At 72.1% G+C, this 22,772-nt stretch carries 19 protein-coding genes and 1 tRNA gene; 13 read left to right on the forward strand and 7 right to left on the reverse strand.

Going from position 1 to position 22,772, the window contains the following annotated elements:
* Nucleotides 1-85 precede the first annotated feature (85 nt).
* The 6 genes from BSZ37_RS10275 (at nucleotide 86) to BSZ37_RS10300 (ending at nucleotide 2,862) form a co-directional block, all read left to right on the forward strand.
* Nucleotides 86-700: a DUF6030 family protein gene (locus tag BSZ37_RS10275; protein ID WP_143537622.1), complete on the forward strand. Its 615-nt coding sequence runs from the start codon at nucleotides 86-88 to the stop codon at nucleotides 698-700.
* Nucleotides 701-916: 216 nt separating this feature from the next.
* Complete coding sequence (locus BSZ37_RS10280; protein WP_095510465.1) at nucleotides 917-1,126, forward strand: DUF433 domain-containing protein; 210 nt, start codon at nucleotides 917-919, stop codon at nucleotides 1,124-1,126.
* Complete coding sequence (locus BSZ37_RS10285; RefSeq protein ID WP_095510466.1) at nucleotides 1,123-1,446, forward strand: DUF5615 family PIN-like protein; 324 nt, start codon at nucleotides 1,123-1,125, stop codon at nucleotides 1,444-1,446. Before BSZ37_RS10280 ends, BSZ37_RS10285 begins: the two co-directional genes overlap by 4 nt.
* 41 nt (nucleotides 1,447-1,487) lie before the next feature.
* Nucleotides 1,488-2,288, forward strand: a complete 801-nt coding sequence (locus tag BSZ37_RS10290; protein WP_095510467.1) for a hypothetical protein — start codon at nucleotides 1,488-1,490, stop codon at nucleotides 2,286-2,288.
* A 71-nt stretch (nucleotides 2,289-2,359) separates the two neighbouring features.
* Nucleotides 2,360-2,563, forward strand: a complete 204-nt coding sequence (locus BSZ37_RS10295; RefSeq protein WP_095510468.1) for a hypothetical protein — start codon at nucleotides 2,360-2,362, stop codon at nucleotides 2,561-2,563.
* Nucleotides 2,551-2,862, forward strand: coding sequence for a type II toxin-antitoxin system RelE/ParE family toxin (locus BSZ37_RS10300; protein ID WP_095510469.1), 312 nt, complete (start codon nucleotides 2,551-2,553; stop codon nucleotides 2,860-2,862). Before BSZ37_RS10295 ends, BSZ37_RS10300 begins: the two co-directional genes overlap by 13 nt.
* 24 nt (nucleotides 2,863-2,886) lie before the next feature.
* Here BSZ37_RS10300 and BSZ37_RS10305 read toward each other — a convergent pair whose 3' ends face one another.
* Complete coding sequence (locus BSZ37_RS10305; RefSeq protein WP_095510470.1) at nucleotides 2,887-5,022, reverse strand: hypothetical protein; 2,136 nt, start codon at nucleotides 5,020-5,022, stop codon at nucleotides 2,887-2,889.
* A gap of 167 nt (nucleotides 5,023-5,189) precedes the next feature.
* Nucleotides 5,190-5,960: a cytidine deaminase gene (locus tag BSZ37_RS10310; RefSeq protein ID WP_095510471.1), complete on the reverse strand. Its 771-nt coding sequence runs from the start codon at nucleotides 5,958-5,960 to the stop codon at nucleotides 5,190-5,192.
* 114 nt (nucleotides 5,961-6,074) lie between these two features.
* Between BSZ37_RS10310 and BSZ37_RS10315 the strand changes: the two genes are divergently transcribed.
* Nucleotides 6,075-6,159, forward strand: a tRNA-Leu gene (locus BSZ37_RS10315).
* 226 nt (nucleotides 6,160-6,385) lie between these two features.
* On the forward strand, nucleotides 6,386-9,220 hold the full coding sequence (locus BSZ37_RS10320; protein WP_095510472.1) for a Calx-beta domain-containing protein: 2,835 nt from the start codon (nucleotides 6,386-6,388) through the stop codon (nucleotides 9,218-9,220).
* Nucleotides 9,221-9,371: 151 nt separating this feature from the next.
* On the opposite strand, the gene BSZ37_RS10325 is transcribed toward BSZ37_RS10320, so the two are convergent.
* The 3 genes from BSZ37_RS10325 to ytxJ all read right to left on the reverse strand — a co-directional run bounded on the left by BSZ37_RS10325 (nucleotide 9,372) and on the right by ytxJ (nucleotide 11,072).
* Nucleotides 9,372-9,824, reverse strand: a complete 453-nt coding sequence (locus tag BSZ37_RS10325) for a hypothetical protein (RefSeq protein ID WP_095510473.1) — start codon at nucleotides 9,822-9,824, stop codon at nucleotides 9,372-9,374.
* Between the two features lie 129 nt (nucleotides 9,825-9,953).
* Entirely contained in the window at nucleotides 9,954-10,733 is a 780-nt protein-coding gene (locus BSZ37_RS10330) for a redoxin domain-containing protein (protein WP_095510474.1), read from the reverse strand.
* A 3-nt stretch (nucleotides 10,734-10,736) separates the two neighbouring features.
* Nucleotides 10,737-11,072, reverse strand: coding sequence for a bacillithiol system redox-active protein YtxJ (ytxJ, locus tag BSZ37_RS10335; RefSeq protein ID WP_095510475.1), 336 nt, complete (start codon nucleotides 11,070-11,072; stop codon nucleotides 10,737-10,739).
* A 137-nt stretch (nucleotides 11,073-11,209) separates the two neighbouring features.
* Here ytxJ and BSZ37_RS10340 point away from each other — a divergent pair, with 137 nt between their 5' ends.
* From BSZ37_RS10340 to BSZ37_RS10355, 4 genes are all read left to right on the forward strand, one after another.
* Nucleotides 11,210-13,012, forward strand: coding sequence for a M3 family oligoendopeptidase (locus BSZ37_RS10340; RefSeq protein ID WP_095510476.1), 1,803 nt, complete (start codon nucleotides 11,210-11,212; stop codon nucleotides 13,010-13,012).
* Between the two features lie 120 nt (nucleotides 13,013-13,132).
* Entirely contained in the window at nucleotides 13,133-15,355 is a 2,223-nt protein-coding gene (locus BSZ37_RS10345; RefSeq protein ID WP_095510477.1) for a CYTH domain-containing protein, read from the forward strand.
* 178 nt (nucleotides 15,356-15,533) lie between these two features.
* Entirely contained in the window at nucleotides 15,534-16,811 is a 1,278-nt protein-coding gene (hemH, locus tag BSZ37_RS10350; RefSeq protein WP_095510478.1) for a ferrochelatase, read from the forward strand.
* A 21-nt stretch (nucleotides 16,812-16,832) separates the two neighbouring features.
* Nucleotides 16,833-17,288, forward strand: a complete 456-nt coding sequence (locus BSZ37_RS10355) for a class I SAM-dependent methyltransferase (RefSeq protein WP_179299565.1) — start codon at nucleotides 16,833-16,835, stop codon at nucleotides 17,286-17,288.
* On the opposite strand, the gene BSZ37_RS10360 is transcribed toward BSZ37_RS10355, so the two are convergent.
* Nucleotides 17,285-18,235 (reverse strand): DUF4349 domain-containing protein, encoded by a 951-nt coding sequence (locus BSZ37_RS10360; RefSeq protein WP_179299566.1) that lies wholly within the window; start codon nucleotides 18,233-18,235, stop codon nucleotides 17,285-17,287. The genes BSZ37_RS10355 and BSZ37_RS10360 overlap by 4 nt on opposite strands.
* Before the next feature lie 251 nt (nucleotides 18,236-18,486).
* On the opposite strand from BSZ37_RS10360, the gene BSZ37_RS10365 reads away from it, so the two are divergent.
* A complete protein-coding gene (locus tag BSZ37_RS10365; RefSeq protein ID WP_095510481.1) occupies nucleotides 18,487-20,484 on the forward strand; it encodes a C1 family peptidase in 1,998 nt (665 codons plus the stop codon).
* A 32-nt stretch (nucleotides 20,485-20,516) separates the two neighbouring features.
* Here the strand turns inward: BSZ37_RS10365 and rnr are convergent, their stop codons facing one another.
* Nucleotides 20,517-22,742: a ribonuclease R gene (rnr, locus tag BSZ37_RS10370; RefSeq protein ID WP_095510482.1), complete on the reverse strand. Its 2,226-nt coding sequence runs from the start codon at nucleotides 22,740-22,742 to the stop codon at nucleotides 20,517-20,519.
* Between the last annotated feature and the right edge of the window lie 30 nt (nucleotides 22,743-22,772).

The following is a 22,772-nucleotide window of genomic DNA, read 5'->3' on the forward strand; positions in this document are numbered from 1 at the left end:
AGTCACTACATTCGGTGACTGTCGTCAGATCTGGTGACGGATCACTAGACGTAGTGACCTGCCCCGCCGCCGAATTGCTGCTTATATGGCCTCTCCTCACATAAAGTATCTAGCACTCGTTGCCGCGATGATGTTCGCGGTTTTTGTCAGCTGTGCCTCGCCGGACGATCAGGTGCCAGCCCCGAAAGCGCCGATGTCCGAGCCTTCCGAAACGGAAACCTCTGCGGCGGAGGTGGGGCACTCGGCCTTCGCTGAACCTGAACGTCTGTGCCTCGCATTGGAGGACGAGGGGCTTCCACCTGCGCTCTCGCCTACTTGGAAGCGGTTTGAGGGCGACACCAAGTATTCCTGCGTCGCGGACGACCTCGAAGTGACGCCGGGCGGCTACAACTACGTCGGTGACGTCCCGAACGTGATTGAGTACTACGCCGAGTCTGACACGGCAGACCGCGTGGACCTGTTCAGTTTGACGGCGAGCATCTTCAACGAGCAACAGGCAGGCCCGGTAGTGTCTCGCTTTCAGGAGTTGACCCAGACCCTCTTCGAGCGGCTCAATCTCCCGATGCCTGACGGACTCTCCGCCGCGATTGATCGGGGCCAGTCCGACACCTTCAACATGGAGTATGGGACGGTGGCGCTTACCCGCGAGTCTTACAACATGGGGCACGGGCTGGTGGTAAGAGTTGATAGGGCGGAGTAGTCCCTAAAAGCGCTAACGGTCCTCGGTCCACCGCCGCCCAAAGCGTCGGCGCATGACCGCGCCCGAGACCCCGACCCCGCCCGCCTCGGGCCCGAGGCGGAGGGATTGGGCGGGAGATTTCGTCAAGCCGAACTCTCTCGGCCCACCGTCGCTCGCTGCACATCGGCAACCGAACGCGACGGCAGGTCGTTGCAATGAACGGCACCTCCCGCTCTCATGGACCGCCAGCAGATCGTTACCCGCGACCCCGAGGTCATGAACGGCGCCCTCGTCTTCGCCGGGACCCGCGTGCCCGTCGAGATCCTGATCCAGCATCTCGCGGCCGGCGACAGCATCGACAAGTTCCTGGATGACTTCCCCTCGGTCAGCCGTGAGCAGACGGTCGGCTACCTCGAGATGACGCTGCACGAGGCCGAGGCGGCGTGAGAGCGCTGTTGGACGAGAACATACCGAGGGCGCTTATCCGGTTGTTCGCGCCCGAGGTCGACGCGTGGACGGTCCCGCAGTGCGGCTGGAGCGGGCTGACGAACGGGAGGCTACTCACCACCGCGTCGGCGGAGTTCGATGTGTTCATCACGACGGACCAGGGTATCCCGCACCAACAGAACCTGAGCCGGTACGAGATCGGGATCGTGCTGATGGAGGCCAGAAGCAACCGCTTCGAGGATCTCGCGCCGCTAGTGCCGGAGGTGAAAGCACGGGTCGGGTCGGTCGCTCCGGGCACCGTGCTCCGCGTGGCCGTGTAGCCCGCTGCCCCTCTGTCCGGCGTCGCCCGTAGCTTCGGCGCATGACCGCGCCCGAGACCCCGACCCCGCCCGCCTCGTCGCCGAGGCGGTGGGACTGGCGGCGCGGCGTGAAGTGGTTCGGCGCCGAGTTCCTGGTCGTCGTGACCGGCGTCCTCGTCGCGCTCGGCGTCGGCGCGTGGTGGCAGGGGCGCCAGGACGCCGAGACCGAGCGGGCCTACCTCCGCCAGCTCGCCGCCGACCTCCGCGAGACCGAGGCCGCCGCGACCCAGGCCGACGCCTACCTCCGCCCGGTGGACCGCGCCGGCAGCCTCCTCTGGCTCGCCTTCTACGAGGCCCCGCCGCCGCCGCGCGACTCGCTCCTCGCCTGGGCGGAGCGCTCGCTCTGGACCTCGTCGGTCCGCCCCGTCCTCGGCACGGCCGAGGCGCTCGTGGCCACCGGCGACCTCGCCCTCATCCGCGACGACTCGCTCCGCACGGCCGTCACGGCCTACCTCGAGACCACGCGCGGCCGGCTCTACGACCACGAGCAGTTCGACCGCGTCTGGGCCGGCGCCGAGCGCCGGATGCGCCGCCACATCGACCCCACGGAGAGCGCGCTGACGCTCTACGAACCGGCCGTGCTCGACACGTTCCTCACCCAGATGGGCGTCCCCGAGGCCGACCTCGCCGGCCTCGACGTCCCGTTCCCATTCGACGCTGCCGCGTTCCTCGGCGACGGCGAGGCGCTGCAGGACGCCTTCGAACTGGCCAACGCCAAGCGGAACCTCCTGACCGTCCGCCGCGCGATGCGGGACGATGCCCGGAGCCTCCGCCAGCGCGTCGAGGCGGAGCTGGGGGAGTGACTCCGGAGCCGGCGCTGAACCACCCGCTGGCGGTATCGTAAACGGCATCGGTGCCTCCGTCCCAACGTCTCATGACGCCCTCCATCCCCAAGAGCAAGATCGTCGCAGCCATTCAGAGCCTGCCGGAGGACGCGACCGTCGAAGACGCCATCGAGCGGTTGCTCTTCCTCAGTCGGATTGAGGAGGGACTGAACCAGGCGGCGCGGGGTGAGACGATCCCTCACGAGGAGGTCCGACGCCGGCTCGAGGCGAAGATGGGGGCATGGCGGACGTAGTCTGGACTCCGAGGGCATATGCAGACCTGGAGGCGATCGGCGACTACCACGCCCTGACGTCGCCGGGCTATGCGGAAGCCCTCGTCCGAAGACTCCTGCGTGCGACGGACCGGCTTGGGACATTTCCCGAGTCCGGCCGCGTCGTGCCTGAGATCGGTGACGACAGCATGCGCGAGGTGATCCATCGCAACTACCGCATCGTCTACATGATGTTGTCGGACGAGGAGCGGGTCGAGGTTCTGACCGTGTTCCACGCGTCGCGCCAGTTCGGATCGGCGTCGGGCGACGCCGATCCGTAAGCCAGCGCGTCGAGTGCCCGTGCGTCAGACCATCCCGACCCGCTTGCGCCAGACCCACTCGACGGTCAGCAGCGCGAGGGCCACGACAAGGAGCCACCAGAAGTCGAGGAGCGGCGTCTCGTCTTCGCGCACGAGCGGGCGGTCTTCGAGGGCGCCCGCTTCGCGGAGGCCGCGGACGAACTGGCCGAGCGAGTCGAGCCCGACGACGGCGCCGCCGGAGCGGAGCGCGACCTGCCGCATGAGCGCCGGGTCGGCCCCCGGCTCGCGGAACTCGGCCGCCAGCCTCCCGACGCCGAACGTGCCGCGGTCGCTCCCGAGGCGGGCGCCGCCGCGGGTGGCCTCGGCCGTGAACGCGTACGAGCCGGGCGGGCGGACGCCGAGGTCGGCGACGTAGCGGCCGTTGCCGAGCGGGCGCATCGTCGCGCGCTCGACGCCGCCGCTCGGCGTGCGGACGGTCAGCTCGAGGCGGGCGTCGTCGATGGGCGCGAGGGCCTCGCCGTAGACCTGGCCCGTGAACGTGACCCGGTCGCGCTCGCCGAAGAGCGCCCGGTCGGGGCGGACGCGGACGGGCCGGCGGTCGCGCGTGGCCGTCGTCCAGCGGACGAGCCGGTCGACGAGGCCGGCGTAGGCCCCGCGGAGGTCGTCGAGGTCGTCGGGGAGCGTCCGCCAGCGCCACGAGCCGGCGCCGAGGAGGGCCGCCGAGCGGACGTCGCCGTTCTGGCGGAGCGCGAGGAGCGGCGCGTCGAGCACGGTCCCGCCGCGGCGGACGGTCGCGAGCACGCGGCCGCCGGGCTGGAGCGCCCAGCGCGTCGGCGAGGCGGCGATGGGGGGGAGGGCGCCGAGGCGGTCGGGCGGCACGCCGAGCCCGTCGAGGACTGGGTGCGCCTCGCCGGCGGCCGTCGGGGCGAGCTGGACCTCGACGCCGCCGCCGCGGACGGCGTCGGGCGCGACCGGCAGCACGTCGCCGAACGTCCGCCCGAGGCGGGCGAGGTCGGTCCCGGTCGTCATGACAAAAAGAGCCGGGAGGCCGCCCGCGACGGCCTCGGCGAGCCGCTGGGCCTGGCCGGGGTCGGCGGCGGCGCCCGGGTAGCCGGCGAGCACGAGGAGGTCGTAGCCGCCGAGCGCGTCGGGAAGCGCGCCCTCGTAGAACTGGCCCGGCGACCGCTGCGTGCGGACCGTGAGGTCCACGGAGTCGTCGGCGTCGAGGACGGCGCGGAGGGCGGCGAGGTCGGGGCTCGGCCCTGCGGACACCATCAGGACGCGGCGGTCGTCGTCGAGCACGCGGACCGTGAGCGTCCGGCTGTTGTTGCGCGTCGTCGCCTCGCCCGCCAGCGGCCCGACGGTCACGGTGTAGCGGTACACGCCGGGCGCCGTCGGCGTGATCGTGAGGTCGGCCGTCGCCTCGGCGCCGTCGCCCGGCACGGTGATCGTCTCGCGCGTGATGATGCGGCCATTCGAGGCGACGGTCACCGCCGCCGACTCGCCGCTGAAGCCGGTCGCCCGGACGCCGGCCTGGATCGGGAGCGGGCTCCCCACGCGCGCCACGTCGTTCGTCACGGCCCGCTCCAGCCGCACGTCGCGCGACGAGAGGCTGTCGCCGGCGACGGCCGTGTAGATCGGGACGGAGAACCGCTCGGCGAGGTACGCCGGGTTGCGCCCGTCGGTCACGCGCCCGTCAGAGACCAGGACGACGCCACGGAGGTTGCGCCCGGCGAAGTCCGTCTCGACGCGGGCGAGGGCGGCGGCGAGGTCGGTCCGCTCGCCGGCGAAGGCGAGGCTGTCGCCGGGCAGGTCCGTGCCGGCCGGCGCGGCGTCGCCCGAGAACCGGTAGAACCGGAGCGCCGCGTCGTCGGGGAGGCCGTCGACGGCCTGGCGGACGGCCGCGGCGGGCGGGCCGGCCCCGAGGCGGAGGCTCTCGCTGTCGTCGACGAGGACGGCCAGCAGCGGCGGCTCGCCGGTCCGCGTGATGCGCCGCCACACGGGGTCGAACAGGAGGACGAGCACCAAAAAGAGCGCGGCGAACCGGAGGGCGGCCAGACCGACGCGGCGCCCGCCCGAGACGGTCGGCGTGCTCCGCCCATAGCTCCACCACGCGAACGCCGCGGCCACGACGGCGCTGACGGCCAGCACGACGGGCGAGACGGCGAAGGTGAGATCCACAGTGTGAGCGAGAGGAGGCGAGCGAAACGGAGAGAGGCGGTCGTCAGTGCGCCGGTCGGCCAGTCGTCGGTACGTCGGCCCTCAGCGTGCCGGTGGGTCCGCCTCGGCGTCGAGGCGGGTGGGGTCGGCTCAACGGCGCACCGACGACTGGCGCACGGAACACCGACCTACCGGGCGAGGGCCGAGCCGTCGAACGCGCCGGGGAGGAGCGCCGCCGGTGTCGTGATCTCGGGCTCGTCGGCGCCCCGCCAGATGACGACGGCGCAGTCGGGGGCGAGCTCGGCGATGACCTGCCGGCAGCCGCCGCAGGGCGTCCCCCCGGGCGCCTTGGCGCAGGCCACGTAGAGCCGGCGGATCGGCCCGAGCCCGGCCGCGCGCGCGCCGACGAGCGCCGTCCGCTCCGCGCAGAGCCCGCGCGTCCAGTCGCCGGCGACCTCGACGTTGGCGCCGAGCACGACGCGCCCGGCCTCGTCCTCGACGGCCGCGCCGACGGGGAAGTTCGAGGCGGGCACCGCGGCCCGGCTCGCGGCGTCGAGAGCGAGGGCCACGCCGGCCGCCGCGTCGGGCGGCGGCCCCACATCGAGCGTCAGCCCGACCGGCTCGCCGACGACCGGCAGTGCGACCGCCTCGGCGACGGCGAGGTCGGGGTCGTCGAGGCGCCACGTGCCGCCCGCGGCATCGGTGATTTCGCCGAGCGCCGCGGGGCCGAACGGCCGGCTCTGCGCGACGGCGATGGCAGTCTGGCCGGCGAGGGCCGCGAGCGACAGCGCGCCCTGCAGCGCCGTGATCGTGAGGGGGAACGAGGCGTTCTCGGTCCGCGGCGCGGCTACCCATCGGCCGTCGTCGAGGAGGACGGCGGCACCGGCCGGCGCACCGGAGTAGGGCACGTACGAGCGGGCGGCGGCGGCCTGGGCGTGGGCGCGGAGGCGGTCGGGCATGGGGCGGGGGAGGGGCGCCCAGTCTACGCCCGGCGCTGTGTGGGGATCGGCGTCGTACGCCTCCTCGATACCGGGGCATCATCACCCGAACGGGCGAGGTACCTTTCTTCTCCCGCCGGAGTGGCGAAACCGGTAGACGCAGCAGACTTAAAATCTGCCGATGCCATGCATCGTACGGGTTCGAGTCCCGTCTCCGGCACCCCGCTCCCCGAGACAGGGGAGGCAATAGGAGATGCCCTCTCCCCGGCCAGGCCACCGAGAAACAGCGGTCTAGATCCGGAGGCGGGAGGAAGCCTATGTGCAGAACGGGAGCGGGTGCCCAGCCACGTCAAGGGTGTGGCTAGGTTTACATGATTCCGTATGCGCGAGTAGGCCCTGGCCGAGGCGCGTGATTCCTGCGGCCCCCGAACGCCCCCCATCCCACCATGACTCGATTCGCTACGCTCTTGCTGGCGCTGCTCGCCGTACCGGCGGCGCTCGCCCAGAACCCGACCGTCACGCTCGGCGCCAGCCCGACCTCGATCAGCGAGGCCGGCGGCCAGTCGACGCTGAGGGCCACGCTCTCGGCCACGACCGACGAGGTCACGACCGTGACCATCGCCGTCGCCGGCGACTCCGACGCCTACTCGCTCGGCTCGAGCACGATCACGATCCCGGCCAACCAGACGACCGGGACGACGACGCTCACCGGCACCTCGGACAACGACTTCGAGGACGAGACGATCTCCATCTTCATCACGAACGTCGTCGGCGACGACGGCGACACGTCCGACGACCCCGACGAGGACGGGGACCAGCAGGTCGACGTCACGATCGAGGACGACGACATCCCGACCGTCCGCCTCCTCGTCAACAGCAACACGCTGACCGAGGGCGAGTCGACGATCGTCCGCGCCCGGCTGCCCGGCAGCGCCACGGCCGACGGCGACATCACGGTCACGCTGGGGTACAGCGGCGGCGCCGGCGAGTTCGTCTCGCCGACCACGCTCGTCATCCCCGACGGCCAGACCAGTGGCACCGTCACCTTCGAGGCGATCGACGACACCGACTTCGAGAGCCCCGTCACGGTTACGATCTCGATCGACGCCGTCGCCGGCAACGCGACCGAGGAGGGGACGCAGACGCAGACCATCACGATCAACGACAACGACGCGTCGCCGCCGACGGTCACGCTCACGTCGAACCGGAACCAGGTCTCTGAGAACGGCGGGACGGCGACGCTCACCGTCCGGATCTCCGAGCTCGTCAGCACGGCGACGGTCGTCACGCTCAGCACGGAGGGCGACGCCGACGCCTTCGAGCTCGCCGACACCCAGCTCACGATCCCCGCCGGCCAGCGGACGGCGACCACGACGTTCACCGGCACGCAGGACGACGACTTCGACGACGACGAGGTCCAGGTCGACATCTCGAACGTGTCCGGCGGCGGCGGCGCCATCGAGAGCGGCTCGCAGCTCCTCCAGATCACCGTGACCGACGACGACACGCCGGCGGTCACGCTGGCGCTCGGCGCGGCGAGCATCACCGAGGGCGACTCGACGACGGTCACGGTCTCGCTCCCGTCCGGCACCCTCGCCAACGGCCCTGTCCGCGTCCAACTCGGCTACGCCTACGACGACGGCGATGAGGACCCCTCCGACAACCCGAACGAGGTGACCGGCCCGGCGCAGATCACGATCCCGAACGGTGCGAACTCGGCCTTCGCCTACATCGTCGCCGTCGACGACACGGACGACGAGGTTCAGGGCGAGCTCACGGTCTCGATCACGGGCGTCACCGGCAACGGCATCGAGGACGAGGAGCAAGGGGAGGAGACCCTCGCGATCCTCGATAACGACGACCTCCCCGAGGTCACCTTCGACGCCGACCCGAACGTGATCGCCGAGAGCAACGGGGTCTCGCGCCTCGTCATGACGCTCTCGAACGCGAGCGACCGGCGGGTGGGTGTCGTCCTGTCGTACATCGGCTCGGCCTCGCGAGGCAGCGACTACACCGCGCCGGACACGGTCTTCGTCCAGCCCGGCCAGCTTACGGGCGTCGGCCAGCTCCGCTCGGTCGGCGGCGACGACAAGAACGAGCAGATCTACGTCGAGGTGGCCGAGGTCATCAACGGCGTCGAGGCCGGCGGCAACGGCGGCCAGCAGGAGTTCATCACCCTCAACCCGGACCTCAACCAGGTCACGGCCTCGTTCGCCGTCGCCGAGCTCGAGGCGTCGGAGGGCGATGGGTCGATCCAGATCCGCGTGAACCTCGCGCCGGCCGCCGAGGCGAACTCGTCGGTCCGCGTGACGCTCGACGCCGACGCCTCGACGGGCTCGGCCGCCGATCTCGGTGGCACGACGAGCCAGACGGCGACCTTCGCCACCGGTGAGACGACGGCCACGGTCTCGTTCCCGATCGCGGACGACGCCATCCTCGAGGGCGACGAGACGTTCGTGTTCACGCTCACGAACGGGTCGAACGTGGTCCCCGACGGCAGCACCCTGACGCTCACGCTGGAGGACAACGACACCGACACGGAGCTCCTCATCAGCGAGTTCGACGGGATCGTCGCCGGCGCCGACCCCGAGTTCGTCGAGCTAGTCGCGGCCGGCGCCGGCGCCCTCGCCGACGGCCTCTCGCTCGTGTTCTACGACTCGGACTCGACGGCGGTCGTGGTCAACGACCTCGACGGGCTCGTGACCGACGACAACGGCTTCCTCGTCGTCACCGGCGACGACGAGGGGATCGCCATTCCGGACGACTTCCTCGGCGTCGCCGTCTTCCGCGGCAACGGGCCCACGCTCGGCTCGACGTTCGATCCGGAAAACGACGCCGTCGTCGACGCCGTGTTCATCGACGAGCAGGCCGCGGCCGACGAGCAGGGCCAGCTCGCGCGCGACGGCTCGCTCCAACTCCAGGACCGCGGCGGCTTCGCCTTCGTGGTCCCGCCGACGCCGGGTGAGGAGAACGAGTTCGGCGCCGGGGTCTCCATCGACCCCGAGGGGCCGATTTCGGAGGCCCTCGTCGGCGACGTGTTCCCGAACCCGTCGGCCGGCCGCGCCGCGGTCGAGTTCGCCGTCGAGGCGGGCCAGCACGTGACCGTCGAGGTGTTCGACGCGCTCGGGCGCTCGGTCCTCACGGCGTTCGACGGCGACGCGCGCCCCGGTACGGCCGTCCGCGTCGAGCTCACGGGCCGCGCGCTCACGCCGGGCGTCTACGTCGTCCGCGTGGCGGGCGAGTCGTTCGCCGAGACGCGCCAGCTGACGGTGACGCGCTAGCGCCCCCGGCCTTCAGCGGAACGCCCCGCCTGCGGAATTCGCAGGCGGGGCGTTCTCGTTCGGGCGGTCCGCCTCGGTCTCGAGGCGGAGGGGGCCGGCGCCGCGCGTCGAGCGGGGAGGAGAGCCGGCCCGCGCCGCGAACGGCTCGGGGTCAGATGGCGAGCCGGATGACGGGCGTGGCGGAGGCCTCGACGGTCGAGCTAGGGGCGGCGTCGCCGTAGTGCGTCCGGTTGATCTCGCGGATCGTCCGGGCGGCCTCGGCGATCGTCTCGTCGCGGCGGTCGGTCCGCTGGCGGACGCGGTCGTTGGCCCGGAGGACGGCGTCCTCGAGGTACCGCTTGTGCTTGTCGACGTAGTCCTCGGGCGAGGCGAACAGGACGAGCCCGCGGCGTGCCGCCGTCGACCCGGACACGCGGACGGCGCCGACGCGGGCGTTCCGCTTGCGGGGGTAGCTCGTCAGGGCCCACTCGTGGTGGAACGCCTCGACCCAGGCCTCGTCCGGCGGGTCCGACAGGCGGAGGACGATCGAGGTGATGGTGTCGCCGGCCTGGGACGTGGAGACGGCGTCTTCGTAGAGGCCGACGATGCGGATCTCGGGAGGCATGGGCTGGATGTGGTGGGAGGTGCCCCAAGGTCCGTCCATGCCGTGCCCCCTGTGAAGGGGAGACGCTTCGGATGCGGCCCCTCAGGCCGATCCTCAGAAAACCCTCAGCCGAATCCCACCCCCAGAGACCTACCCGCGGACGCCGCCAGAGCGGATCGGTCGGTCGACGGCCGGGAGAGGCGTGGGGGCGACGGCCGTGAGCGCGCCGTCCGCGTCGGCGAGGTAGACCGTGACGTAGCCCCACCGCGTGGCTCGCCCCGCGGCCTCGGCGGCCTCGGGCCCGACGAAGGCGATGGGCGTGCCGAGGTCGGCGGGGAGGTCGAGCGCGGCGAGCGTGTCGGCGGCGACGCGGAGCGCGTGCGGCGGCGCCACGTCGGGGTCGCCCGGCTCGCTCACGTCGACCACGACGCCGCCGGCCGCGGCCAGCGCGCCGAGCGTCTCGGCACCCTGCCACGAGACGGTCTGGGCGAGGTCGGCCTCGGCGAGGACCGGGCTCGCGAGCGCGAACAGGTCGTCGCCCGAGTGCGGCGTCGCGCGGGCGCGGACGGCCCCCTCGCCGTCGACGACGACGGCCAGCGGGACGCCGGCGTAGCCGAAGGCCTCGGCGGCCTCGTCCTCGGCCCCGTCGACCGTCACGGCGACGACCGCGGCGCCGGCCGCCTCGAGGTCCAAAAGCGCGTCGGCGAGGGCGGCCCAGGCCTCGGCATCGCCCGCCTCGGCGAACTGGAGGACGACCGGGCGGCCCGTGAGGGAGGCGAGGTCGACGGGCCCGTCGGCCGTGGGGAGCGTGACGTGCGGCGCGGGCTCCCAGGCGGGGGCGACGGCCGCGCGGGTGGCGTCGTGCGCCGGCTCAGTCCCACACGCGGCAAGAGAGAGGACGGCGAGGAGGAGGAGCGGGCGGCGCGTCACGTTCTAGTTGGCAGCGGCTTCGCGGAGGGCCGCGAGGCGGATCGCCCCGTGGCTCTTGACGTCGACGGCCTCGCCGTCTTTGATGAGGATCGCCTGGGGCGTCTCGTGCTTCACGCCGAGCTGCTCGGCGAGGTAGCCCGAGACGTCGCGGGCGTACTGGACCACGACCGCGTAGAGCGGCGGGTCGTCGTCGCCTTCGAGGCCGACGAACTCCATCTGACCGCGCGCCGAGATCGGGCACGCGATGGAGTGTTTGAGGAGGTACACCGGCTTCTCGTGCGACGCCTCGAGCATCGCGTCGGCGTCGGCGGTGGTGACGAGCTCTTGGACCTGGGCCATCGGAATCTGCGTTGCGAGTGGGCCGTACCTTTCCGACGTCGCCCTTCGACGCCTGCCGACCCACACGCGGAAGGTACGGCGGTCCGGCGCCTGTGGCCGCCCCCATCCCCGGGGAAATCCCCCATAACGTCGTTTTTATGCCCGTCGCCCCCCCCGAGCTCACCGGGGCCGAAGACGTCCGCTGGGACCTCTCCGACCTGTACCCCTCCGACGACGCCCTCCGGGCCGACCTCGACGCCGCTGAGGCCGAGGCGCGCGACCTCGCCGCGCGCTACCGCGGCCGCCTCGCGGAGCTCGACGCGAGCCAGCTCGCGACGGCGCTCGCCGAGCTGGCCGACGTCCACGACCGGTCGGGGAAGGCCTACACGTACGCCTACCTCGCCTGGAGCACCCACACCGAGGCGCACGAGGCCGGCGCGCGGCTCCAGCGCGTCCGCGAGGCCTACACCCGGATCGGGCAGGACCTCCTGTTCGTCGACGTCGAGTGGGCGCGGATGGACCCCGACCGGGCCCGCCAGCTCACCGAGGCGCCCGAGCTCGCGCCCTACCGGCACTACCTCGAGCTGAAGACGGAGGCCCGCGACCACGTCCTCTCCGAGCCCGAGGAGCGGATCCTCTCGGAGAAGGCCGTGACGGGGTGGAGCGCCTGGAACCGGTTCTTCGACGAGACGCTCGGCGCCGCCCGGTTCGACGTCCGCGGCGAGAGCCTCCCGCTCCAGCAGGCGACGGCGAAGCTCCACGACGCCGACCGCGCGCTCCGCCGCGACGTGCACGAGTCCGTTACCTCCGGCCTCGTGAGGCTGAACCGACCCCTCACCTACGTCTTCAACACGGTCCTCGCCGATACGGCCTCGTCGGACCGGCTCCGCGGCTACGAGTCGTGGATCGCGTCGCGGAACGAGGCCAACGAGATCGACGGGGCCTCGGTCGACGCGCTCGTCGAGGCCGTCACGGGCCGCTACGACCTCGTCGCGCGGTTCTACCGGCTCAAGCGACGGCTCCTCGGCCTCGACGAGATGTTCGACTACGACCGCTACGCGCCGACGGGAGAGGCGACGACGTTCGTGACGTGGGACCGGGCCCGCGAGATGGTGACCGAGGCGTACACCGACTTCGACGCCGAGATGGGCCGCATCGTCGGCCGCTTTTTCGAGGACCGGTGGGTCGACGCGCCGCCCGAGGCGGGCAAGCGGGGCGGGGCCTTCAGCCACGGGGCCGTGCCGAGCGCCCACCCGTACATCCTGATGAACTACACCGGCCAGCTCCGCGACGTCCAGACACTGGCCCACGAGCTCGGCCACGGCGTCCACCAGTTCCTTGCACGTGACCAGGGCGTCTACCACGCCGACACGCCGCTCACGACGGCTGAGACGGCGTCGGTCTTCGGCGAGATGCTCACGTTCCAGCGGACGCTCGCCGCGCTCGACTCCGACGCCGACCGCCTCGCGCTCCTCGTCGAGAAGATCGACGACACGATGGCGACCGTCTTCCGGCAGGTGACGATGAACCGGTTCGAGGCGGCCATCCACCACCACCGCCGCGAGCGCGGCGAGCTCTCGCCCGACGCGTTCGCCGACCACTGGATGCGCACGCAGACGGCGATGTACGGCGACAGCGTGACGCTCACCGAGGGCTACCGCTGGTGGTGGAGCTACATCCCGCACTTCGTCCACACGCCGGGCTACGTCTACGCCTACGCCTTCGGCGAGCTGCTCGTGCTGGCGCTCTACCAGAAGTACCAGTCCGAGGGCGCCGGCTTCGCGCCGAAGTACCGCCAGCTCCTGGCCTCCGGCGGATCCGACTGGCCGCACGTCCTGGTCGGCCGTCTCGGAATCGACCTGGAGGACCCCGGGTTCTGGGACCGCGGCCTCGACGCCATCGAGACGCTCGTCGCCGAGGCCGAGGCGCTCGCCGACCGCGTCGCCCGCGACGCGGCCTAGACGCGGTCGACCGACTCGTGCTCATCAGCGAGGCCGTCCCGGCGGCCCGCCGAGATATCCACATCCCCCGCGGAAACGGGGTGTGGGCACTATGTTTGGGACGGGCGTCCGTCCCCCCTCATGCCCTCGTTTACCTACGTCGCCCGTCGGCCCGGGCCCTTCTCGGCCCTCGTCCAGGCCGCTGAGATCGGCGGGCTCCGGCTCGACCCGCACCCGCCGGCCCGCGCGCTCGATCGGTACTACGACACCGACGACGGCGAGCTGCTCCGCCGCGGCCTCGCCCTCCGGGTCCGCGAGCGGGCAGGGCACGTGGTCGCGGCGCTCCGCCGGGTGGAAGGGGAGGGGACGCTCTCGACCGACTTGGATCTGCCCGAGGCACCCGGCGACGGCGTGCTTCGCCTCCCGTCGAGCGCCCTCGCCGACACGGTCCGGGCGGCCGTCGGCGACGACGCGCTCCGCTCGCTCCTCACGCTCCGCCAGTACCGGACGCCCCGCGTGGCGTACGATGGCGAGGTGCCCGTCGGCGTGATCTCGTTCGACGTGGTGGTGTACGAGGTGCCCGGCGCGCGCGTGGTCTCGAACGAGGTGGAAGTCGAGCCGGCCGAGGGCGCCGACCCGCTGACCTGGCTGGCGCCCGTGTTCGAGGCCCGGGGGTTGGAACGGGCCGCCCGCTCGAAGATGGCGCGAGGGGTGATCCAGGTGCCCCGCTCGCTGGCCGAGCCCGTCCTCCTGCTCCCCGACGAGCGCCGGGGCCTCGAGGACGCGATGGGCGCCGCGGACGTCAGCCTTCGACGTCGCGCGCACGTCGTGCTGCTCGACGCCCGGGGCTTCCGGCCCGACACGATCGCCTCGCAAACGGGCCTCAGCATGACGGCCGTCCGCCACTGGCGGGAGCGCTTCCGCGCCGTGCGCATGGGGGTCCTCGACCCCGAGACGGCGGCCCCCGCTCGGGGCCCGCTCTGGGCCCCCGCGCCGGGCCCGCCCGCGCTGCCGCGCATCCCGGCTCCGCCCGCCTCGGTGGAGGAGTCGGCTCCGCCAGCGCCCGAGGCGGAGCGGGTGCCAGACATGGAGGACGCGTCCGATCCGGTTCCCCCCCGCGAGGTGTCCCGGGCTGCACCGACGGGAGGGCCAGAGGGGGATGGCCTCTCGCTCGGTTCGCTCGACACCCTGGAGGACGGCGACATGGCCGACCTGCTCGACCTGTTCACCCCCTCCGCGCCCGACACCCCGCTCCTCGACGACCGCGTCGACGTCGACGACGAGGAGGCCGAGCCGCCGGAAAGCGGCGGTCCCGATATCGAGGCGCCTCCCCCCGCAGCGCCTCCCCTCCCGGCGCCGCGCCGCAATCCGTACCCGGTGGTTCTCGGGCCCGTGGCCGCTCCGGCGCGGAAGCGGGACCCGTTCGCGGAGGTCGACCTCCGTGCCCTCCGTCGGGCTCGTCGAGCGGACGAACCGCCGGCCTCGGCAGGGGCGACCCCGGCGGGTCCCGCTGCTCCGAGGGCGGCCCTGCCTGCTCGCCCCGTGTTGTCGGGCGACACGCCGCTCTTGGTCGCCTCCGAGGCGGTGGTGTCGCACGCCGTCGCCGCGTTCGACGACCAGGCGAGCCAGTTCCTCCGCTTGCGCGTTCCCTCCGAGGCCCGTCGGCTCCTCGTCGCCGCGCACGGCCTTCGGCTGGCGGTCGAGACGTTCGAGGCGGCCCTTCCGGAACGGGCCGCTCGCCGGCTCGTGACGGCGCTTCGCCCGCTCGTCGCCGTGCTCGACGAGGCGCTCGAGGCGGCCCGCGCCGCCGCAGTCCGGGGGGGCGATCCCGACCTCGTCCGTTCGGCCGCGGCCGCCCTCGCCGCCGCCGCTGGCCGGCTCGACGGGACGCACGAGGGCTGGGGCGACCGGGCGCGGCGGCTCGTCGCACGCCTCGCCGCCCAGGCCGCGGATGGGGCCCTGCGCAGCGACGACGCCCCCCTCGCCGACGACTTCGTGGGCGCGCCCGGCGACGCGCCGTCAGCGACCCGGCTGCGGCACGTCCTCGGCTCCGCCGTGTGGGTCCGGTTCGAGGCCGTCCGCGCCTTCGAGGACGACCTCGATCTGCCCACGCCCGCACTCGCGTCCCATCTCGCCGTTGCCCTCAGCGGACTCCGGTACGTCCTTGGTCTGGTGGAGCCGAAAGGCGACGCGGCGGACGAGATCTCGGCGGCTCTGGCGACCGCCGAGCAGACCGTGGTCGACGCCCGGCAGCGCGCCGAGGTGGGCGACGACCGGGCTCTCGACGTCCTCACAGGGGTGTGGGGTGCCGCGACGGGACAGGCCTTCCGATCGCGTCTCGCCGCCGTCGTCTCCGCGGTGTAACGACGTTTTTGAGTCCGAATCGCCATGCCGCAATGCGGCGGTGTGGAGCCGGCGTCAATCGTGTCGACGGGCGTTCAGTCTTCAACGAGACCCGACATGAGGTGAGCCGCTGCGGGGTTTATTGGACCCAGGCGCCCCGGGAAATCCCCCGTGCAGGCCGGCCCTAGCCATCTGCCGCATGACACCGCTCGCTTATCTGCGCACGTACCGTCCCGACCGCTCCGTCCTCACGGGCGAGGGGTACAACCAGGGCACGGTGCGCGTCGGGAAAGGCGACGTCGTCGGGGTGGTGATGATGGAGTTGGGAGGGCCGCTCCAGCCGGACGAAGTGGTCCCGTTCCTCGAGAGCCGCCTGCTCGACCCGGTCGAGGTCGACCTCCGCGTGCCGAAGGCACTTCGCCCGCGCGTGGCCCACTACATCGCCCGTCGGCGGGGCCGCGAGCTCCGCCGGTCGTTCGAGATGATCGGTGGGTGCAGCCCACTGCGGCGCCACGTCTCGGAGCAGGCCGCCGCGCTCCAGCGCCGCCTCAACGACCGGTTCGGCGCGGCGACCGACGCCACGTTCCGCACGTACGTAGCCATGCGGCACGGCGACCCGTCGATGGAGACGGCCCGGCGCCGGATGGTGGAGGACGGCGTGACGAAGGTGATTCTCCTGCCGCTCCAGCCGCACTACTCGGCCTCGATGGCCGGCTCGGCGCTCTCGTACTGGCAGGCCCACGGGACGGTCTCCGCGCCGACGGCCCTCGTCTCGGAGTACGCCACGCACCCTAAGCTCGTCCGCGCGCTCAACGAGCGGATCGACGAGGGGCTCCAGCGCTTCCCGCGCGAGGTCCGCGACCGCGTCCAGATCCTGTTTGCGGCCCACGGCGCGCTCCGGCGGCACCTCCAGAAGCTCGACGACCCGTACTGCTGCCACGTCCAGGCGACGGTCCGCGCCGTCCTCGACGTGCGGAGCGACGGCCGGGGCTCGGCCGTCGCGTTCCTCCCGCCGCTCGGGGCCGGCCGCGCGCTCGGCGCTCGCCTCGGCGACACCATCGCCGACCTCGCCGACGACGGCGCCTCGGCGCTCCTCGTCGTCCCGATCTCGTTCCTCTCGGAGCGCGTCGACACGGCGTTCGACCTCGACGTGACGGCGCGGGGCCTCGCCTCGAGCGAGGGGATCTCGCACTTCGAGGTCACGAACGGGCTCAACTGCCACCCGCTCCTCATCGACACCCTCGCGGAGTGCGTCGGCACACACGTGGAGCCCGACGCGCTCGCGGGCGGCGACGGCGTCGTCGAGGCCGACGACCTCCCGGAGATCGTGACGACCGGCACCGCCGTGCGCGCCCGCGTCCCGGCCTGCCCGGTCTGCGAGCGCTCCGTCGCGACGCGGACGTGGCGTCCGGAGGGGCCCGCTTACGGCCCATCGCCGGTCGAGGGCGACGTGACGGACCAGCGTTCGGCAGCGTAGATCGTGGGGCCGTCGGATCACTTGCTGCGGACGCTGGCGGCCGTTCCGCCTGGCATCCGTGTGGTCGACGTGGCCTGCGGACCGGGCCGGCACCTGGACCCGCTCGCCCGCCTCGGCTTCGACGTGTGGGGCTCCGCCGAGGACGCCGGTGACGTGGAGGCCGCCCGGCGCCGGCTCGCCGAGACGCTTGGAGAGGACGAGTCCGCCCGCCGCGTGACGCGGGGTGCCCCGGACGCGCTCGGTTACCCCGCCGCCTGGGCCGACTGGATGGTGCTCGCGGGGATCGCCGACCTCGACGCCGCGCTCACCGAGGCGGCCCGAGTCCTCAAGCCCGGCGCGTGGGTCTGGGTCGAAACCGACGCGGCCGACGGCCTTTGGGAGGCCGCCGACAGCGCGGGGTTGGTCATTGCGGAGGCACCCGCCGAAGAGGACGGCGTGACGCACGCCATCTTCCGCCGGCCAGGCGACGTCGGCTAGCCCGCCGACGGGGTCCGCTTCCAGAGGGGACCGTAGCGGCGCCACGCCAGGACGCTCGCTGCGGCGATCAGGGCGAGCGGCCACAGTGGGAGCACGCCCAGGACGACAGCCAGCAGCCCGTGCCAGCCGAGCGCGATGGCGTCCACCACGCGGGCGACGACGCCCGGCGCGGGGGGAGGCGCCGGGACCGTCGCGGGGCCGACGAACGTGGCGCGGATCGTGGCGAGGGCGACTTGTCCGCGGAGCGACCGCGCGACAGACTCCATCGACTCGATGTCGGCGCGGACGCGGTCGAGGCGCTCCTGGACCGACAGCATCTCGTTGATGGAGCCGGCCTCGGCGAGGAAGGCGACGTAGCGGGCCTCGGCGGCACGCTGGGCCCGCAGCCGGGCCTCGACATCGACGATCTGGCCCGTCACGTCGTCGACGGAGACCGACCGCGACTCCACCGTGCCGAGGGCCGCGAGGGCGTCGAGCGCCGCGTCGAACCGGTCGGAGGGCACGCGGAGGGTGAGGGTCGATTGGGCCTGGCCGTCGTCGTAGGCCGAGCCGTTCTCGCCCGCGATGAGGCCGCCGTAGCGGCCGGCGACGGCGCGGGCCTCACGGAGCGTCTCGTCGAAAGCCTCAGTCGTGACGCGGAGGTCAGCCGATCGGCGGAGGAGGCGGGAGGTCAGCGCGGCGTCCTGGGCGACCGCGTCGGGTGAAATGGCGGGGCGGTCGGCCAGCGGCGGCGCGGGCTCGACAGCGGCCCCGGCCGCCTCGGTGGCCATTTCGGCCCGGGCAGGCGCCGAGGCGGACACGGCCGCGAGCGGCTCGGCAGCGAGGTCGTCGGCCTCGATGGATTCGACGGGGGCGTCCCACGGCGGGGCGGAGTCGGCGATGGATTCGGCCGGCGCGTCGCCGGCCTGGCAGCCGACGAGGGCCGTCAAGAGGATGAGAGAGCGCATGGGAGGGGTGGGTGAGTCCCCGGTGGGTGAGCCGTCCCAACGGCGGCGCTTCTGTCTTCGTATTGCCTTCACGTGCAGAGCCGGGTGCCGGACGGCCGAACGCATGCGCGAGAGGGCGTCGGGGGGATGGAGAGAGTGCGGACCACGGGCGTCCTTCGAAGAGCAGAATTCGGGCTTGGAAGTGTGAGGAACAGTGGCCTATGATTCTGAGACTTCGCGCAGGTCGTCCCCCGAGTCCACCCTCGCGACCGATGGAACTCGACGCCTCTGCCCCGTACGCCTTCGACGTCCGCCCCGACACCGCCGATTTCAGGGACCAGCTCTTCGCCCCGACGTTGGTGGAGGTCCTCCCGGAGATCCGTCCGGCCCGGTACCGGCGGTACGAGATCCCCATCCTCGATCAGGGCGAAGAGGGGGCGTGCACGGGGTTCGCGCTCGCCACCGTCGCTCACTACCTCTTGCACCGGCGGCGTGGGGACAAAGCCCCGCCCTTCCCCGAGGAGGACTACGTCAGCCCTCACATGTTCTACGAACTCGCCAAACGCTACGACGAGTGGGAGGGGGACGACTACGAGGGGTCGAGCGCCCGGGGCGCGATGAAAGCGTGGCACAAGCACGGCGTCTGCTGTCAGGAGAAGTGGCCGAGCCCGGGCGAGGCCGATTCCTACGATCGTCGCCTGACGGCCGAGAGGGCGCTCGACGCCCTGGAGCGGCCCCTCGGGGCGTACTACCGCGTCAACCACCGGGACCTCATCGCCCTCCACAGCGCGATCACCGAGGTCGGCGTCCTCTACGCGACCGGGCACGTGCACACCGGCTGGCAGGAGCCCGGCGCCGACGGGGCCATCGCGTTCACCGACCGGACCCGGATGCTCGGCGGGCACGCCTTCGTCATCGTCGGGTATGACGCGTCGGGGCTGTGGATCCAGAACTCGTGGGGGGTGGACTGGGGCGACGACGGGCTCGGCCACCTCTCCTACGACGACTGGCTCCGGAACGGGTTCGACGTCTGGGTCGCCCGCCTCGGTGCGCCCGTGGCGTACCACGATCCGACGACGACGGCCATCAGCTTCTCGGCGAAGGCTCAGAAGTCCGAGGTCTACGCCTTCCAGAGCCTCCGCCCCCACATCATCAGCGTCGGCAACGAGGGGCGGCTACGGGCTCACGGAACGTTCGGGACCGACCTCGACGACGTCCGTGACATCGTTGGGAACGACCTCGCGCGGACGGTCGAGCCGTGGGCGACGAAGCGGGTCATGCTCTACGCGCACGGCGGGCTCGTGCCGGAGAAGGCAGCCGTCCAGCGGGTGGCCGACTATCGCGAGACGCTGTTGCACCGGCAGATCTACCCGCTCGCGTTCATCTGGAAGACCGACTACTGGTCGACGCTCCGGAACGTGCTCGAGGACGCGCTCCGGCGGCGGCGGGCCGAGGGCTTCCTCGACGACGCCCGGGACTTCATGCTCGACCGCCTCGACGACGCGCTCGAACCGCTCGCGCGCACGCTGACGGGCAAGCAGTCCTGGGACGAGATGAAGGAGAACGCCCTCAAAAGCACCCGCGCCAGCGGGGGAGGGGCGGCCCACACCCTCGATGCCCTCGCCCCCATTCTCGAGGCCGACGGCGCCGAACTCCACCTCGTCGCGCACAGTGCGGGGAGCATCTTCATGGCTCCCATCGTGGAGGCGATGGCGGCGCGTGGTCAGCCGATCGCGTCGTGCACGCTGTGGGCACCCGCATGCACGCTCGCGCTCTTCCGGGAGTGCTACCAGCCCGCCATCGAGAGCGGCGCGATCGAGCGGTTCACCCTCTTTACCCTGACCGACGACGCCGAGAATGACGATCACTGCGCGCGGGTCTACAACAAGTCGCTGCTGTACCTGGTCTCGAACGCCTTCGAGGACAGGTACCGGATTCCTCTCCTTCGTCCGCGCGGCGAGCCGCTCCTCGGGTTGGCGTCGAGCCTCGACCAGGCCTTGAAGGACGACGCGGGCCTTCGAGCCCTGTTCGAGCGGAAGGCCGTTGACTGGGTCCAGGCGCCCAACGGGAGCCCAAAGGGGGCGCCGCTGGCCTCCCGCGCCAACCGCCACGGCGACTTCGACGACGACGAGCACACGCTCCAGGCGACGCTCTCTCGCATCCTCGGGCAACAGAGCACGACGACGGAGTTCTCGTTCCACCGCTCCAGTAGCGGGCTCCGCGACCGTCGGGAAGCGCTGAACCGGACCGTGGCCCCACGCCCCCGCTGACGGGGACGCGGGGCACTCCCGTCAGCGGGGGCTTAGCGCGACGTGCCCTTGCGCCGGGCGCCGCGCGTCTTCCGCTTCGATCGGCGTTCCTTGGCCTTGCTCCGTTTGTCGTCCTTGGCCTCGCCGTCGGGCTTGCCGCCCGGCAGCTCGACGAACGCGAGGTCGACGCGGCGCGTCTCGGGGTCGGCCGCCTCGATCTTGACGCGGCACGCCTGCCCGACGCGGATCCGGTGGCCCGAGCCCTTGCTGAAGAGGGTGTACCGCCGCTCGTCGTACTCCCAGTACCCGTCCATCTCGCGAACGTGGCATAGACCCTCGACGAGCAACTTCGTCATCTGGACGAACACGCCGAACTTCGTCACGCCCACGACGACCCCCTCGAACTCCTCGCCGAGGTGGAGGGCGGCGTACTCGACCTGCTTGAGCTTGATCGACTCCCGCTCGGCCTCGGTCGCCTCGCGCTCGCGCTCGGAGCAGTGCTCCGACATCTCGGCGAGCGCCTCCTCGGTCGGGATCGCGCCCGGCTGCTGGTCCTGCATCCGCTTCAAGATCCGGTGCGCGATGAGGTCCGGGTAGCGGCGGATCGGGCTGGTGAAGTGTCCGTAGTGGTCGAACCCGAGCCCGTAGTGGCCGATGTTGTCCGGCGAGTAGATCGCCTTCGACATCGACCGGATGGCGGCCTGCTCGATGACGGGCGCCTCGGGCGTCCCCTTCACTTCGTGGAGCAGGTCGTTGAGCGTCGACCGCTGGACGAGCCCGTCTTTGTGCGGGAGCGTGTGGCCGAACGTCTTGACGTAGTCGGCGAGGGCCTTGATCCGCTCGCGGTCGGGCTGGTCGTGGATCCGGTAGACGAACGGGACCTCGCGGCTGGAGGCCTCCTCGGCCACGGCCCGGTTGGCGAGGAGCATGAACTCCTCGATGAGGCGGTTGGCCGCCTGACGCTCCTTCTCGACCACGTCGGCCGGCTTGCCCTCGGCGTCGAGGAGCACCTTGACCTCGGGCACGTCGAAGTCGATGGCGCCCTCGGCCATCCGCTTTTTGGTGAGCGTCTCGGCGAGCTCGCCGGCGCGGCGGACATCCTCCGCCAGCGGGTGGTCCTCGCCGTCGAGGACGGCCTGCGCCTGATCGTACGTGAACCGCTGCTTCGAGTGGATCACGGTCTCGCGGATCTCCCACGAGTGGACGTTCCCGCCGCCGTCGACGGTCATGATGCACGAGTAGGCCAGCTTGTCCTCGCGCGGGCGGAGCGAGCAGACGCCGTTCGAGAGCGCCTCGGGCAGCATCGGGATGACGCGGTCGACGAGGTAGGTGCTCGTGGCGCGGTCGTAGGCCTCGCGGTCGATGATCCCGCCCTGCGGCACGTAGTGACTCACGTCGGCGATGTGGACGCCGACCTCGTACATCCCGCTCCCGAGGTCGGTCACGTGGATGGCGTCGTCGAAGTCCTTGGCGTCGTCGGGGTCGATCGTGAAGACGTTGGCGTCGCGGAGGTCGAGCCGGCGGGCGACCTCTTGCTTGGTGATGCCGGGCTGGATCCCTTCGGCCTCGGCCTCGACCTTCTTGGGGAAGTCCGACGGCGCCCCGTGGGCGAGCGCGAGCGCGAGGACGTCGACGCCGGGCGCGTCGGCGCGGCCGAGGACCTGGAGGACGCGGCCCTCCGGCGCCGCCTTCGGGTCCTGGAACGCGTCGATCGACACGACGACCTTGTCGCCGGGCTCGGCGCCGTTCCAGTTCTCCTTCAGCACGAACACGTCGTGCGTGATCCGCTGGTCGTCGGGGACGACCCAGCCGGACTTGCCCGTCGTCGAGAACGTCCCGACGGTCTTGGGCGAGCCGCGCTCGAGGACTTCGAGCACCTCGGCCTCGCGCTTCTGGTCGGCCGGCCGGTTCTTCTTCTGTGCCGCCAGCGCCACGCGCACGCGGTCGCCGTGGAGCGCCGTGCCCATCCGGGCCTGGCGGACGAAGAACTCGGTCCCGTCGTCCTGGGCCACGAACCCGAAGCCCTGCGACGTGACCGACAGCCGGCCGACGGCCTCGTGGTCGTTGCTCCGGTGCTGCACGCGCCCGCCCTTCTGGACGGTCACCTGGTTCGTGTCGCGGAGGTGGTCGAAGGCGTCCAGCAGGGCCTGGTAGCGGCCCTGGTTCTTGATGCCGATCGCCCGGGAGATCTCCTTGGCCCGGTACGCGCGGTCGGCGTGGGACTCCAGGAAGGACAGGATCTTCGGGGTGAGGGCGTCGACGTCTCGGCGGTCAGCCATGCGGGAAAGGGGATGGGAGGGGGGCGACGG

This window comes from Rubrivirga marina, assembly GCF_002283365.1.
In the GTDB taxonomy this organism is placed as follows: domain Bacteria; phylum Bacteroidota; class Rhodothermia; order Rhodothermales; family Rubricoccaceae; genus Rubrivirga; species Rubrivirga marina.